The 16,618-nt window shown below is 51.5% G+C and carries 12 protein-coding genes; 6 read left to right on the top strand and 6 right to left on the bottom strand.

The genetic code is table 11. The features are described 5' to 3' along the window. The first annotated feature begins 36 nt into the window (after positions 1 to 36). The gene (locus NXT01_RS01040) at positions 37 to 987 is read left to right on the top strand and encodes a hydrogen peroxide-inducible genes activator (protein WP_259076476.1); all 951 of its coding nucleotides are present in this window, start codon (positions 37 to 39) and stop codon (positions 985 to 987) included. Between the two features lie 32 nt (positions 988 to 1,019). Here NXT01_RS01040 and NXT01_RS01035 read toward each other — a convergent pair whose 3' ends face one another. Continuing rightward, the gene (locus NXT01_RS01035; protein ID WP_259076474.1) at positions 1,020 to 2,009 is read right to left on the bottom strand and encodes a hypothetical protein; all 990 of its coding nucleotides are present in this window, start codon (positions 2,007 to 2,009) and stop codon (positions 1,020 to 1,022) included. A 142-nt stretch (positions 2,010 to 2,151) separates the two neighbouring features. Here NXT01_RS01035 and hrpA point away from each other — a divergent pair, with 142 nt between their 5' ends. Beyond that, positions 2,152 to 6,189 (top strand): ATP-dependent RNA helicase HrpA, encoded by a 4,038-nt coding sequence (hrpA, locus tag NXT01_RS01030; protein ID WP_259076472.1) that lies wholly within the window; start codon positions 2,152 to 2,154, stop codon positions 6,187 to 6,189. A 45-nt stretch (positions 6,190 to 6,234) separates the two neighbouring features. On the opposite strand, the gene nrdR is transcribed toward hrpA, so the two are convergent. Further along, positions 6,235 to 6,699: a transcriptional regulator NrdR gene (gene nrdR / locus NXT01_RS01025; protein WP_259077094.1), complete on the bottom strand. Its 465-nt coding sequence runs from the start codon at positions 6,697 to 6,699 to the stop codon at positions 6,235 to 6,237. 62 nt (positions 6,700 to 6,761) lie between these two features. Beyond that, a complete protein-coding gene (locus NXT01_RS01020) occupies positions 6,762 to 7,127 on the bottom strand; it encodes a hypothetical protein (RefSeq protein WP_259076470.1) in 366 nt (121 codons plus the stop codon). 378 nt (positions 7,128 to 7,505) lie between these two features. On the opposite strand from NXT01_RS01020, the gene lexA reads away from it, so the two are divergent. Then, positions 7,506 to 8,219, top strand: a complete 714-nt coding sequence (lexA, locus tag NXT01_RS01015) for a transcriptional repressor LexA (protein WP_259076468.1) — start codon at positions 7,506 to 7,508, stop codon at positions 8,217 to 8,219. Positions 8,220 to 8,552: 333 nt separating this feature from the next. Next, positions 8,553 to 9,332 (top strand): DeoR/GlpR family DNA-binding transcription regulator, encoded by a 780-nt coding sequence (locus NXT01_RS01010; RefSeq protein ID WP_259076466.1) that lies wholly within the window; start codon positions 8,553 to 8,555, stop codon positions 9,330 to 9,332. 44 nt (positions 9,333 to 9,376) lie between these two features. Here the strand turns inward: NXT01_RS01010 and ptsP are convergent, their stop codons facing one another. Continuing rightward, complete coding sequence (ptsP, locus tag NXT01_RS01005; RefSeq protein WP_396124686.1) at positions 9,377 to 11,062, bottom strand: phosphoenolpyruvate--protein phosphotransferase; 1,686 nt, start codon at positions 11,060 to 11,062, stop codon at positions 9,377 to 9,379. A gap of 394 nt (positions 11,063 to 11,456) precedes the next feature. On the opposite strand from ptsP, the gene NXT01_RS01000 reads away from it, so the two are divergent. Then, entirely contained in the window at positions 11,457 to 12,422 is a 966-nt protein-coding gene (locus NXT01_RS01000; protein WP_259076464.1) for a 1-phosphofructokinase family hexose kinase, read from the top strand. A gap of 172 nt (positions 12,423 to 12,594) precedes the next feature. After that, complete coding sequence (locus tag NXT01_RS00995; RefSeq protein ID WP_259076462.1) at positions 12,595 to 12,858, top strand: HPr family phosphocarrier protein; 264 nt, start codon at positions 12,595 to 12,597, stop codon at positions 12,856 to 12,858. A gap of 41 nt (positions 12,859 to 12,899) precedes the next feature. Here the strand turns inward: NXT01_RS00995 and NXT01_RS00990 are convergent, their stop codons facing one another. Continuing rightward, on the bottom strand, positions 12,900 to 14,648 hold the full coding sequence (locus NXT01_RS00990) for a hypothetical protein (protein WP_259076460.1): 1,749 nt from the start codon (positions 14,646 to 14,648) through the stop codon (positions 12,900 to 12,902). Between the two features lie 632 nt (positions 14,649 to 15,280). Continuing rightward, positions 15,281 to 16,567, bottom strand: coding sequence for a uracil-xanthine permease family protein (locus tag NXT01_RS00985; protein WP_259076458.1), 1,287 nt, complete (start codon positions 16,565 to 16,567; stop codon positions 15,281 to 15,283). Positions 16,568 to 16,618: the final 51 nt, after the last annotated feature.

Here is a 16,618-nt window from a genome sequence, read left to right as displayed (position 1 = left end):
CTGAAAATAATACTTCCTTTGCTATTGTCTATAGCTATGATGAACAAAGAGTATCGGCCTACCCTCGCCCAGCTTCGCACCTTCGTCACTATTGCGGAGAATAAACATTTCGGTACAGCGGCCAGTAAATTAAATATCTCCCAACCCTCGCTCTCACAAGCCCTCGTTGCTCTCGAACAAGGCTTAGGAGTACAACTGATTGAGCGTTCCACCAGGCGAGTTATTATTACTCCAGCCGGCGAGAAGCTCTTCCCACTCGCCAAGGCTACCTTAGACGCTGCAGACACCTTTATCGCCCACGCTCACGGCGCCTCAGGCACGCTTACCGGCCCCCTCTCTTTAGGTATTATCCCCACCATCGCACCCTATATTTTGCCGCAGATATTTACGAAAGTACGAGAAGAGTATCCCAATTTAGAACTCCAAATCGTTGAAGATCAAACACACCATCTCATTAACCAGTTGCGAGATGGCACCATAGACTGCGCATTACTAGCTTTACCTACGAATACAGCGGGTCTGCATGAGATTTCTCTCTACACAGAGTCCTTTCTCATGGTGGTTCCTGCTGATCATTCCCTAGCCGGGCGCGACGACTTAGTATTGGAGAACCTCAAAGATGTATCGCTCCTCCTCCTTGATGATGGCCATTGTCTCCGGGATCAAGTAGTAGACTTGTGCCGCCAGGCTGACCATAACTTTTTACCCACAACATACAAAGAAACTCGCGTGGCGTCCCTAACCACCGTTTTACAGCTCATTACCGCAGGTATGGGAGCTACCCTCATTCCCGAATCCGCTGAAGCAATCGAGTGCTCTCGAACGCATGTGGCCACAGCATCTTTTGCCGAGGGAGTCACGGCTTCGCGAGAGGTAGGCTTAGCGTTTAGAAATTCCTCAATACGTACCACTGACTTCGAACTCCTAGGACAGCTTATTACCCGCGCCTTTGATGATATTCGGCACCAGCGTCCTGGGATCAGGTAAAAAAATTGCCCGCATAGGCGGGCAATTTTTTTCTACATCTCCGGGTACTCTCCGTGAGCAAGCTGCCGATACATATGCACGGAAAAATGGTATATGGCGGGCAACAGAATGACTGCGCCCAAACCGCAGGTCACGATAGTTCCCAGACCGGCTACTAAACCAATGAGAAGGGTGGCTCCTAAAACTGGGAAAAAGTTCTTCAGAACAATTGAGATTGACGTGCCGATGGAACCAATTACCGAATCGCGGCGATCAGCAACCAAATACTCACAGAAGCTTAAGAACAGCGAGGCAATAAAGAGCCACAAGTTAGAAACCAACACGGTCGTAATAAGAGCCCCAATGGCCACTGTGGGGAGGCCAGTTTCTGGATCAACAAACATCGTGGAGGAGTTAGCACCGAGAGCTACTTGAATGAGAAGCGTTGGTACCTGAATAATCAGGCTTACAAGAAGCGCCACAAGGAAAACAGGAACATAGTTAGTGCGCTCTTTCATTCCTGCCCAGCTCAATGGGCGACCATCAATCTGGTCAAGGAGGAGAGCCAGCAAGAATGGGGAAAGTGCAGCAATGATTAGGGAGATCCCAAATGTGAGGAGGGTCGAACTCAGCGAATCCTCTGCTTGTACCTCATAGATAGCTCCATCAACCGCGTTGGGGTCAGCGATCATCCCACCTGAGCTGTAAAACCCTAAGACACCGTACGCTATACCGACAATCAGGCTCAGCAGGAGAAAGAGCGCCGCCCCGCCGATCCAGAGTAAAGGCTTAGCAAACGTAGCCTTGAAGGCGTAGCTAAAGGCCATCATGATATCGAGGCCCTTGTCCCGAGTCACCATGCGTGTTTCAGTGTAGGGGTTGATCTTATCTGGCCGATCCTGGACAGGATCGGAAAAGCCGGCTGAGGTGCCATCACCGTAGTAGCCATATGGATTTTCGCTATACGGTTGAGCATTCTCCGGGTGCTGGAAACCCTCAGAACCTGGATCTTCACCTAATGGTGGCTCGTGCTTGTCTGTCATGATTTATGCCTTCCTGTTACGTGAAATACGAATACGGATATAAGGGTATCCAAAAACTTTCACCACTGCTGGCACCACCCCTCAATGTGAGGCCCTTAAAATGGGCGCCACCCTTTCCATACACTAAAGTGATTTAGCAACTATGTCTATACCTACATCACATGACCACAACACAAATCAGCGAGGTCGCCGGCGACGCAATCAGACACAGCTAGATCCAGCGCACTCGCAGCTAAGAGATACGCTTCGAGCTCGCTTGGATAATGTGAGCCTAAGTGATGCCCGAGTTTTTGGTATCAGACTTAAAAAAGCACGCAGCCTGAAGGCCCTTTGTGCGATCGAGAATGATATCACCCGCGCCGAAAAACTCGTCCATTCGCGCAGTATGCTCGTACCCGACATTGTCTACCCTGCTAGCCTTCCTGTTTCCGGCCGTAGAGACGATATAGCGGCAGCGATCCGCGATCACCAGGTCGTTATTATCGCTGGCGAAACTGGCTCAGGTAAAACCACGCAATTGCCCAAAATATGCCTAGATTTAGGGCGCGGGCGACGGGGGCTCATCGGGCATACCCAGCCCCGTCGACTAGCAGCACGAACCGTAGCGGAACGAATAGCCCAAGAACTCGGCCAACGTGTAGGCGAAACCGTGGGTTATGCCATCCGCTACGACGATTCGGTTGGGCCAGCGACCGCTGTCAAACTGATGACGGACGGTATCTTGCTGGCCGAAATGCAACGAGACCGCTATCTCAACAACTACGACACCATCATTATCGACGAGGCACACGAGCGGAGTCTCAATATTGACTTCCTGCTCGGCTATCTCAAACAGCTTTTGCCTAAGCGCCCAGACCTTAAGGTGATTATCACCTCCGCAACCATTGATCCCGAACGCTTCGCGCGTCATTTTGGACCCTCGCCTGATAAGCCCGCACCCATTATTGAGGTATCGGGGCGAATCTACCCCGTGGACATTCTCTACCGCCCCTTGGAATTGGTCGAAGCAGATCGAACGGTAGAAGTGGATCCTCTCGATGGGCTTCTTCTCGCTATCGAGGAACTTATGGGCTACGGTGAGGGCGATATCCTATGTTTCTTCGCCGGCGAGGCCGATATCCGAGAAGCACTCGAGGCAATTGAGGGCCGAGGGTGGCCACGTGTAGAGGTCGTTCCGCTCTTCGGACGCCTATCTAATAATGAGCAACACAAGGTCTTTAGCCCACATTCCATCAGGCGCATAGTCTTAGCAACCAATATCGCCGAAACATCCCTCACAGTTCCAGGGATTCACTACGTGATTGACACTGGCACAGCACGAATCTCGCGATATTCGGTTCGCACCAAAGTCCAGCGGCTGCCTATAGAACCGATATCCCAGGCTTCCGCTAACCAACGATCCGGCCGATGTGGACGTGTAGCCGACGGTGTAGCTATACGGCTGTACTCGGAGCAAGATTTCCAATCTCGCCCCGAATTTACCGATCCTGAAATTCTGAGAACGAATCTAGCCAGCGTTATTCTCCAAATGTCAGCTCTCAACCTTGGCGATATCGAGGACTTCCCTTTTATCGAAGCCCCCGATACCAAGGCCATCCGGGACGGAGTATTGCTGCTGCATGAACTCAACGCCCTCGAACAGACGGAAACAGCAAATGGGAGCTATAAACTTACCCCAATTGGTCGAGACGTGGCTCGCATCCCGCTCGACCCACGTATGGCCCGTATGCTCGTTGAAGCGTATAAACTGGGGTGCCTGAAAGAGGCCCTGATCGTCGTAGCCGCCATGAGTATCCAAGAAATTCGCGAGCGTCCCTTCGACAGCCAAGCTCAGGCGGATCAACTCCATGCCCGATTTAAAGATAAGAAATCCGACTTCTCGACCTATCTCAATCTGTGGGAATATCTGGCAACGATTCGCCAAGAATTATCTGGCAACCAATTCCGCAAGCGTGTATCCCGAGAATATCTCAACTATATGCGCATTAGAGAATGGTTTGACTTAGTTCACCAGCTGATAAATATCTGCTCCCAATTAGGGTGGAACCTTTCTACTGTGCAGGAGCTCAGTGATTTTGTTCGGGGAAAAAAGCAGGGACTTTCTCAGTCACACGACTTGCTCATAGACCAAAATCAGACTGATGCCTTGCACCAATCTCTATTATCGGGTCTTCTCTCCCATATCGGTATACGAGAGCTGGACAGCAAAGAATACCGAGGCTCCCGCAATACTCGGTTCATGATTTTCCCCGGATCCGCGCTCAGTTCTTCGAAGGCGCCGTGCGTGATGGCTGGCGAACTCGTAGAAACGTCGCGTCTCTGGGCCCGCGATGTTGCGGAAATAGATCCACGGTGGGTGGAAAAATTAGGTGGCCCGCTTCTCAAGCATCAGTATTCGGAGCCGCACTGGTCGGCAAAAAAGACGGCAGCGATGGCGTACCAAAAGTCCACTCTCTACGGAGTTCCTGTTGTCATCGACCGGCTTGTCCCCTATCACCGAGTTGATCTGCGAGCTGCCCGGGATATCTTCATTCGCCACGCTCTGGTACAGGGCGAATGGACCACTCACCATTCTTTCTTCCACGAGAATAGGGAAAAACTTGACCGCGCACAGGACATCGAAAGCCGCGCTCGCCGACGCGATATCGTCGTGGACGAAGACACGCTCTTCGATTTCTACGAGCAACGAATCCCTGAACATATTGCTTCGGGGCGCTCTTTTGATAATTGGTGGAAGCGGAATCGGGCGAAAAATCCGCATCTTTTAGACTTCAATCCCGAGAATTTGGTCAACGAACAAGCCCGCGATATCACCGAGGACCTTTACCCAAGCTTCTGGCACCTTAAAGATATGAAGCTGGAACTCAGTTACGAGTTCGATCCCGGCAGCCATAATGATGGCCTCACGGTTTATGTCCCGGTGCCGCTGCTGGCTGGACTCGACCCAGATCCATTTCAGTGGCTTGTTCCTGGTCTACGCGAAGAGCTCATCACTGAATTAATCAGATCGCTACCCAAACCTCTGCGGCGACAAATCGTTCCAGCTCCAGAGTTTGCGAAAAAAGTTCTCCCCCTCCTCGATGCCAGACTTTCTACTCCGTTAACCGCACAGTTATCAGAGCAACTAGGAAAGTTAGGTGCCCAAGGTTTAAGCCCTAGCGCATTTGATTGGGAAAAAGTTCCTGATCACCTCAAAGTGAATTACGCCGCGATCGATCGTCGCGGGAAGGTCATTGATCACGACCGCAATCTCACTCGTCTAAAAAAGCGGCGTTCGGATCAAATCAAGTCCTCCGTGGCAAATATTTCCCAAAACGTCAATACCCGCATTTCACAGACGTGGGCTGCCGACACTTTAGGAACTATCGCCGAGGAAGCGGCTGCCACGGTCGACGGACTGCCCGTGACCACCTATCCCGCATTAGTAGTTACTGAAAAGGGCGTAGCTATTCAGGCGATGGGCACCCGGGCCGAAGCTGAGCAGGCGATGATGACCAGTACGATGACCCTGTTGATGCGGGCCATTAACGTCAACGATCAAAGGATGCTTAATGGACTTAGTCTCAAGCAACGGGTAGCGGTGGAGAATTATCCCCATGGAGGTTCGCACGGACTCGTCAACGATGCTCGTATCGCAGCAATTCGAGATGCACTTATCGATCACGGTGGCCCGGTGCGAGACCCAGAGAGATACCAGCAATTAGAGGCTCTCATCAGAAATGATGCTCCGTCTAGGGTGCGCAGGATGATTGTAGATATTGCACCAGGACTGGTCGAATACTTGGCTGTTTCTGCAGAGCTACACAACTGGACCGGCGAGGCCATCGAGGATATGAGGAAGCAATTAGCGTTCTTGCTACCAGCACAAGCGCTAACGATTTATGGGATAAGACGTCTGCGACACCTTCCCCGGTATCTCAAAGCCATGCAATATCGGCTCGATGATATGGCGGCCAACCCCGATCGAGATGCAGAGTATCAGCATCGAATTGAAAAGCTTGAAGATCAGTTATCACTTCGCATCGAGAACCTCCCCCCAGCGCGGCGACGGTCACGTGAGGTCAAAGATATTCAGTGGCTCATCCAGGAGTTACGCGTCAGTTTCTTTGCTCAGCGATTAGGCACAGCGGAAAAGGTCTCAGAAGCAAAAATTAGTAAAGCTATCACTCGCCTGACATAAATTTAAAAGGGATGGGGGCATACTCCCTCCATCCCTTGGATCTTTTTAGTTGTTTTCAGCCTCGCGCTCGCGGCGATGCATCAGGCGAATCTCAGCCTCAAAGTCGGCAGCTGATTCGAACGATTTATAAACCGAAGCAAATCGAAGATAGGCCACCTCATCGAGTTCTCGCAGTGGATCGAGAATAGCCAAACCAATATCATTGGCGTGAATCTGCGAGGAACCGTGCGACCGGACAGTGGCCTCCACTTGCTGCGCAAGAAGCTTCAAAGCATCATCGCCCACATCGCGCCCCTGGCATGCTCTTCGAACTCCAACAATCACCTTTTCCCTACTAAAGGGTTCAGTGAGGCCGTTCCGCTTCATCACGAGTAGTTGAGCTTTTTCTACCGTGGTAAAGCGCCCGCCACACGACATGCACTCGCGCCGGCGTCGAATCGCCGCACCAGATTCGGCGACCCGAGAGTCGATCACTTTTGATTGCTCATATTGACAGAAGGGGCAGTGCATAGTCGTACTCATACCTTTTCGGATAAAAAGCGATATTTACCTACATCATAGACCGCCCCGATTTAACCACCCAGCGGAATCGAGGAATAGGAAGCGACGGCATATGCACTTTCCCCGTCGGGTTGGCTACTAGCCCCCTCGTCGTTAGCGACGAGCAGTCCGAAGAATATGAAAAGACCAAAGATGCCACCCGCAATATAATTTTTCCAAGCGCTATCACCTTCGTCGTGAGAAACTATCTCCGGATAGGTTGTACCGCGCTGCGGCTCATGCTCGAAGGGGTTGGATACGAGCGAATAAGACAACGTGCGTATATAACGAGGTCCGCTACTACTATGCGTGAGCGATCGAATAGCTCCTCCATCCCAAACCTCAGCCGGAGGAACCATAACAGCATCTGCCTTGTTCAATGGTTCTAATATCGTCATGGTGTGGCTCCTTATATCTCGCTAAAATCACCGGGTCTGGACTCATGATCTATTTCTAACAGTTATGTTCGAATTTAACGTCCCCACAGATCCAAAGCGGGGCTCAATACTATCCATTTAGCAACTATGTTCGAATTATGCTCATGTTCGAGAGATATGTCAATATACAAGTGTGAAATCTCATTTTTTTGCTGCTCAGGAACGCCTTGGGTGGGCGAAGATTTTTCGAACACTATCGCGCAAATAGTAAGTGCGTTCTAATAATTCGGAGTTCTTTACATCTAAACTCGCACAATCGAACACGGTGCCCTAAACTAAATAATCGAATACCTTGGCGAGTCAACTCGCGAGGACCAACCCACTCAAGGAAAGCGCATTATGGCCTCCAAGAAGACCTCCGACGCAACCAAAATTTCTGGCACTCTAGCTCGGGAGAAATTATCAAAGCGCCAGGAGACCATCCTCCAAGTCATCAACGACGCTCTGGTTCTGCGCGGCTACCCGCCCAGCATCCGAGAAATTGGGGATGCCACTGGCTTGCAGTCCACTTCCTCTGTTGCCTATCAACTCAGAGAGCTCGAGCGCAAGGGCTATATAAAAAGGGATGCAAATAAGCCGCGTGCTGTTGATATCAAGGTCAACCTCTCTCCACAGCGCACTGCCGCCAAGAAGGATTCTCAACCCATCAGTGTTCAAGACGAGAGTGATCGTGCACATACTTCCTATATACCGCTCGTCGGGGCGATTGCGGCAGGCAACCCGATTCTAGCCGAGGAAAATATCGACACCTACTACCCTGTCCCCAAAGATTTTGTAGGTGATGGCGACCTCTTCATGCTCCAGGTCGTTGGCGAGTCCATGCAAGACGCCGGAATACTGGACGGCGACTATATCATCATCCGATCTCAGCCTGTTGCCAATAACGGCGAGTTTGTGGCGGCTATGATCGATGGGGAAGCTACGGTCAAGGAGTTCAGAAAAGATCGAACCGGCATCTGGCTGCTGCCACACAACCCAGTCTTCGACCCCATCCCCGCAACTCCCGAAACCGAAATCTTGGGAAAGGTCGTCTCGGTATTTCGCACCTTTTAGGAACTACCGCCCGAACCCTGCGGGGGTACAAACATTACCCCCGAAACGGAATTGTCAGTGAAATCACAGGAAACAACATAAACAAAGAACTAGTGTGTTTATCAGTTTTTCCCCAGCTAGATGAGTCAATTTGAGCGGCCTCGTAGAGGTATAGGTGTGGTTTTTAGGTCGTGATCGCACGGCCACTTCTGATTTTCCCCACATAAACATGCAAGAATAAAGGGAGGAATTTTCCAAACAAAAAGAAAACGGGCATTATTTCTCGCAGGCCTATGCCCGTTTCTAGGGCACCCGCCGCACATGCTCGGGGCAATATGAGGAGTGATTGAGACCATGTATTCAGAAGAACGCCGCCGCCAAATTGCTTCTCTTACCGCTGTGGAAGGACGAGTTAACGTCACCGAATTAGCCGCACGCTTTAATGTCACTGCCGAGACAATCAGACGTGATCTTGCGGTTTTAGATCGCGAGGGTGTCGTCCACCGGGTCCACGGAGGCGCGGTGGCGAACCAGACTTTTCAAACCACTGAATATCCCCTCGATACCCGAGCCCGTTCCGCCTCGGGGGCAAAAAATTCCATCGCACAAGCAGCGGTCAGATTCCTTCCGCCTTCACAGGGAGGAATATTCCTTGATGCCGGTACAACAACAGCAGCCCTGGCAGATATCATCGCGCTACAACCCCAAGCCAAGCAATGGGCGATCGTCACTAATTCTTTGTCCATTGCTCTTAATTTGGCCAATTCAGGTCTCGACGAAATCCAGCTACTCGGAGGCAGCGTTCGCTCAATTACCCAGGCAGTTGTCGGTGATACCGCACTAAGAACCCTCGCACTGCTGCGTGCTGAGGTTGCGTTTATAGGGACTAATGCCCTCACGCTTGATCACGGTCTCTCGACAGCGGACGCGCAAGAGGCTGCTATTAAATCCGCCATGATCACCAATGCACGCAAGATCGTCGTCCTGTGCGACTCGACTAAAATGGGTACAGATTATCTCGTGAGCTTTGGTTCGATTGCAGATATCGATGTTATCATCACTGATTCCAATGCCCCCGAATCCTTTGTAAAAGCACTGAAGGAAAACAATATAGAGGTAGTAATCGCAGACTAGGCACAAAAATATCCCGCTAGTCATAGCTACTAGCGGGATTAGTTCTAACCTTCGAGGATGTCACGCACCTTGGCGCGGGCATCCTTAGCACCGTCTGCGTGGAGAGCAGCCTGAGCAGCTCTCTGGCAGGTCTCAAAATCAACGGCTGCTAGCTGTGCACCCACTCCGGCGATAGCTGTCGCAGCGGTTGATAGCGAGTTCACACCTAAACCGGTGAGCACGCATGCAAGCATGGGATCTGCTGCTGCCTCACCGCAAACGCCAACAGCGGTATTCGTCCGCTGGCCTTCCTTGCACGTGAGATCGATCAAACGCAGCACGGCTGGCTGCCATGGATCCGTGAGATAGGCGAGCTGAGGAGACAACCTGTCGGCGGCCATCGTATACTGTGTCAGATCATTGGTGCCAATGGAGACGAAGTCTAGATACTGCATGATTTTATCTGCCATAAGGGCAGCCGCCGGAACCTCAATCATGGCACCTGCGACGAGGCCACGCTCGCGGCACAAATCTGAGAACCACTTGGCCTCTCGAGTTGTGGCTACCATTGGAGCCATTACCCACGTCGGAGCGGACTCGTCACGGCCTAGTTCACGAGCAGCTTGTGCAATAGCGTCGAGCTGACGGGTCATCAGTGATTCATTAGACAAGGCGATGCGCAAACCACGAACGCCCAGAGCTGGGTTAGTCTCGTCAATAAGGGATGCAAAAGCTATAGGCTTATCAGAACCAGCATCCAAGGTGCGTACAACTACTTTGGAGTCCGGGAACTGTTCGAGGACCTTTCGGTAAATGTCGGCTTGCTCATCAACACTTGGTTCTTCGGTGGCATTCAGGAAACACAACTCAGTTCGGAATAGACCGACTCCCTCAGCTTGTGATTCCTCAGCTGCAATGCGAGCGGCTTTACCGTCTTGCACATTGGCCAACAGCTGAACAGCATAGCCGTCCTTGGTTTGTGCCGGACCTCGCCACTTGGAGACCCACTCAGCTAATTCATCCGACTTGCGCTCTGCTGCTTGAGCAGTCTCCGGATGAGGCTCTACCTCGATAGTTCCCAGGTAACCGTCCACCAGTACGTGCGTTCCGGCTTTGATATCGGTGATTTCTGATCCAGCTGCGACAATGCACGGCACGTTGAGCTGGCGTGCAATGATGGCAGTATGAGAGGTAGGACCGCCTAATTCCGTGACTAAACCGACGAAGTATTTAGTATCAAGCGCCGCGGTATCTGCTGGAGAAAGATCATCGGCGAATAGCACCACGCGCTCATCGACATCGGGGAGCCCAGGCTCTGGTTCACCGCGAAGCTCCGCGATTACACGATCGCGAATATCCTTCAGGTCCGTGGTGCGCTCGGCCATAAGACCACCAGCGGCTTCAAACATGGACACAAATTTATCGGTAGCAGCCATCACAGCGTACTCCGCGGTGTGTCCACCCTTGATTCCCTTGGTCACTAGCTTGCGCCAGCCACGGTCGTTTACCATACCTGCGGTAGCCTTCAGTACAGCAGCGGCGTCGCCCACGGCATGCTCCGAGCGCCTGAGTAGGCGTCCGGCCACAATATCGGCAGCTCCAGCGAAGCGCTCTACCTCTGGCGCCCGAAGATCTTCGGCAAGCTGGGGAGACTCTTTGGGCAGCTCGGGGCGGGCGCTGATCCATACAGCCTTCGCGTAGCGGACACCCCCTACCACACCAGTACCTTTATATTTCGTGTTACCAGTCACATCGCTTGTCAATATAATTCATCCTCACTTTTACATAGCTAACAAACCCAGAACACCACAAAAATCCCAAAAAAGCAATACGATTCACACATTCGGGCGTCAAAACTCACCCTCTTTGTTGGGTTTTAATTGACATCTAAAAATAATAAGGCTTACTCTTCAAGGAAGATCCTGTTATCCTCTCAGCAGCGCGTCACTGAGCTGCACCTTAGCTTCGATGGCTGGATATCAACTCCGTATCAACTATGAGATATTTCAGCCATGAGCTAGGTTGCGGGATCCGCAACGGTTCAGGTGCCCCTCATAGCACCACACGGAAAGCGTTTTGTCCTGTTCTTCATACGCGCAACCCGGCTTTGTGCCATGGTGCCTTCGATGAAAGCCAGTAATTTTTGTGATCGTCACCCTCACTACCAACCCGAGCATAGATACAACTTTTCTGCTAAACGACGAGCTGCGTCCAGGTGGAGTGCACCGCATGGAAACGTCACTCAGTTCAGCTGGAGGCAAAGGGATTAACGTATCCCACGCTATCTTCAAGGCCGATCGCCGAACTCTGGCAGTTTTCCCTTGTTCGAAATCTGACCCGCTCCTCCCCCTCATCAGGCAGACCGGGATCCCCTACCGAAACCTCGAAACTTTAGGTTCTACACGAGTTAATACCACGCTTTCTTCCCCGAAGGGCATAACGACAAAGCTGAATGGCCAGGGTGCATCCCTCAATAGGCGAGATCAACTGCGACTGGTAGACCTGCTGCTGAACACCCTTGATCATGCGAGTTGGGTGGTACTGGCCGGATCGCTGCCGCCTGGGACCTCGCCGTCTTTCTATACGGAGCTCATCACCCTTATCAAAGGTGAATTCCCTCATCTCAACATCGCTGTTGATACGTCGGATGCTCCCTTGCAGTCGGTTAGCGACAACCTCCTGATAGCGGCGCCTGACCTTCTCACCCCCAATAGTTTCGAACTCGGCCAGATTATCGGAATACCCGGGGAAATGCTGGAAAAAAAGGCCTTCGACGACAATATCGAACCTATCATCTTGTCTTCACAGAAGATTCTCAAGCGCGGCGTCAAGGAACTATTGATCACTCTCGGAGCAGCAGGAGCAATATTGGCTACAGAAAGCGGCATATTTTTCGCTAAGGCGCCACATATCAATGTGCGCTCGACGGTCGGCGCGGGTGACTGCGCTCTGGCGGGTTATCTCATGGGGCGTACTAGGGGGCTGTCTTACCCCGACTCTCTAGCTTTGGCGACCGCTTATGGCTGCGCCGCCGCTTCTTTGCCAGGGACCGAGATACCAGACCCCGCTGGAGTACATCCGGAGCGCATAAAGATTAGCCAATGGACTTAAAAGACCCACTTAGGTAGCACAAGCGTCGATAATTGCCTAGAATCAAGTTTGACTCTTGAATTGCGACTTCTAACGTCGCAGCTACGTATAGCTCTGAGTTAATACAAGAGAATGAGTTTAATGACCCGGTGGGCACGTTATGCGTCCACTTTTACTGAAAGGATCCATTCCTATGGCTTCTAAGACCGTTGTTGTCGGCTCCGCAGTCGGCCTACATGCCCGCCCTGCTTCCATCATTGCCGAGGCTGCTGGTGAATTTGATGAGGACATCTTCCTAAGCATTGAAGGCGAAGACGATGACGAAACTGACGCTGCGTCCTCGTTGATGATTATGGCCCTCGGCGCAGAGAAGGGTGACAAAGTTACGGTTGTTTCGGAAAACCCTGAAGCCGTAGAGAAAATCGCTGCCTTGATCGAAAAAGATCTCGACGCCTAGGGCATATCGAACAAACGCGGGTCACTATGAGCCCGCGTTTTTTATTTGCGCCTGAGGAATTTCCTCAAGAGCTGCAGTGCAGGCTCCCTATTGAAGAAGTTCCGTTTTACCCCCTCGGTTATTGTATTTTTTGCGACCTTCGGCACCTTTTTCCCTTGACTGACACGAGCCTTTTGCAGCTCACCTTGAAGTTGGGTCGCTTGCGCGCCCAAGGTTTGCAAACCGCCTATGCGTTGCTCGCCCATGAGAGCCCCACCCTGTTCTAGGATTTCTAAGGCTGGTTCAAAAGCTCCGCGGTCTCTTAAACGTTGTGCTTCCTCAAGGCTGGAAAGCTTTGTGTCGAGGCCTTTGATCACCTGAATTTCTGCAGCGCTAACGCCCTGGGCGGTCACCGCGTCTTCGTTTTCGGTGTTAATCAGCAGATAGTAAACAGCGAGCTCAAGATCATCGAGGATTTCGGTGGCTTGAGTGGTTGCCAAATTAGTGGATGTGGAATAGAACTCGTCTGAGAACTCTGCCATCTCTAATTCCAGACGCATCTCCCCAATTAATCCTAAGGCGCGTTGAAGGTCGACGCGGGAGATGATTGCACTGTTTATCATTAGCATCCGCAGGGGGGCATGGAAAATGGGCGGAATGAGATCCATATGACCGCGGAGTAAAGGTTCAATCGCTGCTCCCAGGCGCGCCCCAGCGCGCAGGAATCCCTCGCTCATGAGTTTGTTACTCACGTCGTAGAGAACTTTGATCATAAGTGGCTCGTAGACTTCAGTCTCCTCAATAAGTCCAATGAACTCATCCGTGGCGTCGACTAAAGCATTAGACTCATTGCTGGCCTCGAGCTCAATTTCCGCAGCTTCGCTGATCATCATATGCAGTCTGAGGACCGAAATCTCTATGTGGTTTTCGGCAATCATCTCCTCGTCTTGAGCCTCAAGAAATTCCTCAAGGAAGAGCTGAGTTCTCATTTTGGCGATTGTCGCCACGGAATTGCGGATTGCCAAAGATTGCGCGAATTCTTGCGAAAGTGTGTCCCACAGGGAGATAGCTTCGGAACACAGTAACAGGATCTCCGCTGTTTCCTTGGTGGGTTGTGCCATAAAATCACTGATACTGATTTGGAATGCTGCGAATACGAGATCGAGACTCGTTTCATTTCCAAATTCGGGATATCTCCGGGCAAAAATAGCCAACGCTCGCGCCCGCTCAATAGAGCGCCCCGAGGACAGTTTGAGGGCTCGGAAAAAGTCCACATGGATAAAAAATTGCTCAGGTTCGCCATTCCATTGCTGCTCTAGACCATGAGCGTGTTCGTCGAGGACAGTGCGAATAAGATCCACATCTGCTAGCCGCCACAACATCAATTCCAACTCTACGAGGATCATGCGTAGCTCAAACTGCTCCGTTTGGTGATAATTGTTGTATAGCTCCACGGCGGCATCAAGCAGACTACGCATGAGTGCGATATCCACCGTGACCTCAAATTCCTGCTGTTTGAGGTGTTGGATATGTATAAAGGCCATATTGCGCATCTTCAGTACCTGCAGAGTGGGCTCTGGCACCTCGAATCCGTAGCCACTGTGCTCCCCGAAATATTCGTCATCGCTGAGTGCGATCGTACAAGCGTCAACAACCAGATGCCAGGCCTCCACTGCTTGTTGGCGACGCAGTTGCGCGTCCTTAGATTCTTCCGCGAAAACCTGTTCCTCGTTGGAGGTTTCCAGCGCCCGGGTGGAGTCCTGAGCATCAGCAACCAATTGGTGGATTTTCTCGAGATAGTTTTCGCTCATATCGTATAAGGTAGCAAGATTTTCACTGCGATATTAAAGGAGGCTGCCCAAGGAACGAGATGCACAATATCTGGCACATAAAATATGAGCGCTGGCACCTCTCCCCTCGCCTATTGTCAACAGACTATACAAGGGACGCTCCAGCACACCCTGCCTTAAATATCCCTAACTTCTATAAAGTCCCTAGGGCGCCTATCGGTGCATTCGGCCTTGCTAATCCTGATGATCCACTTAATCCCCTGCCAACTATAACAGCCAGATCTGCCGTGGTAACCAGCAGAAATAGAACATGGAAAAATAGGTGCGACTTATCCTGGGTCACCCCATGCCTAAATATGCGCGACCACTTTCGTAGATAGCCGACAACTAGCCGGCGGAGCACAGCATATACCAACACGATCGCATCGATCCCTCTATCCAAGGCCTATTTTTCAAGAGAAAAGAGAGACAAAACTCCACCTACACATGCGTCGCCCCTAAGGATATCCACCATGATCACGATTGGGTCCAGGATTTATCTCAGGATCGAGGAATAAAATCAGCCGCGACAGCAGGCTCGGGGTATAGGACAGGAAGACCCCAAGGGTAAGCTCAAGGGGTTAGAAGTTGGAAGACTAATATCAAAACACAGCTCAGAACTGTGCGTTCTGGCCTTCGCCCAAGGTAGTATACACCCGTTTCAATAGCGGGTAGATGATAATAATGCCAACAGAACCCCACGCTATGCCTTCTAGTTCTACTCCAAATATCGGAAGGGTGAGATTACCAATGCCTGCGACCAAGGCGATAGCGGCGGCGGTTAGATTAACCGGATTGTTAAAGTTAACATGATTGTCTTGCCAAATTCGCACGCCTAACATGCCGATGAGACCGTAGAGCACCAATGCTGCCCCACCGAGAACACCGACAGGAATCGTGAAGATTAAAGCACCAAATTTTGGAATGAAGGCTAGAATCACGGCAGTAAGTGCCGCAATCCAATACGCAGCTGTTGAATACACCCTGGTAGCAGCCATAACACCAATATTTTCGGCATAAGTAGTAGTACCGGAACCACCGAAGCCGCCAGCTAGGGTGGTACCAATTCCATCAGCAATAAGAGCATCACCCGCAAGGTCGTCGAGGTCGCGTCCAGTCATTTCACTGACTGCTTTAACATGACCGACATTCTCAGCGATGAGGACAATGACCACCGGTAGGGTAATAAGGATTGCGGAAGCGGTAAACTGCGGCGTATGAAATTGTGGCAAACCAACCCATGGTGCCGCAGCTATAGTCTCGCGGGCCCCCTCCGAAAGATTGCCACTTATGGCTGCAAATAACCAGCCGATAATGACACCTAGAAGGATTCCCAACCGCGCGATCATTCCGCGACCAGCAACCGTGCAAAATAAAATTGCAGCCAGGGTGACTGATGCCACCACTGGCTGCTCTTGGAAATTATTGACGGCTGCTGGTGAAAGATTGAGACCTATGAGAGCCACGATCGCTCCCGTGACAGCCGGCGGCATCACCATATCGATGACCCGCTTACCCATCGCCTTAACAATAAAACCCACCGCGATGAGGGCGATACCGGCAGCGAATACGCCACCTAACTGCACTGCGATCCCCTCGGATTGGCTCGCCATGAGGGGCGCGATAAAGCCAAACGACGAGCCTAAATAGGAAGGCAGGCGATTCCTGGTGACCAAAAGGAAGATCATTGTCCCCAAACCTGAGAACAATAAAGTGGTATTAACGGGGAAACCAGTAAGGGTAGGCACCAAGAGCGTAGCGCCAAACATGGCGATCACATGCTGCATACCGATCCCGATGGTGCGACCCCAACTAAGTCGCTCTTCAGGTGCTACAACTGCACCAGGTTGAATTGTCTTGCCGTCTCCGTGGAGGGCCCAGCCCAGGGTAGATTTACTCACAAAGGCTTATTATCCAACGGCATATGACGTTTTGTAAATTTCTCCCCCAAC

It is taken from the genome of Corynebacterium sp. ES2775-CONJ, from assembly GCF_024814515.1.
GTDB lineage: Bacteria > Actinomycetota > Actinomycetes > Mycobacteriales > Mycobacteriaceae > Corynebacterium.
Note: the sequence above shows the minus strand (reverse complement) of the source record. Positions and strands in the feature narration are given on the sequence as shown.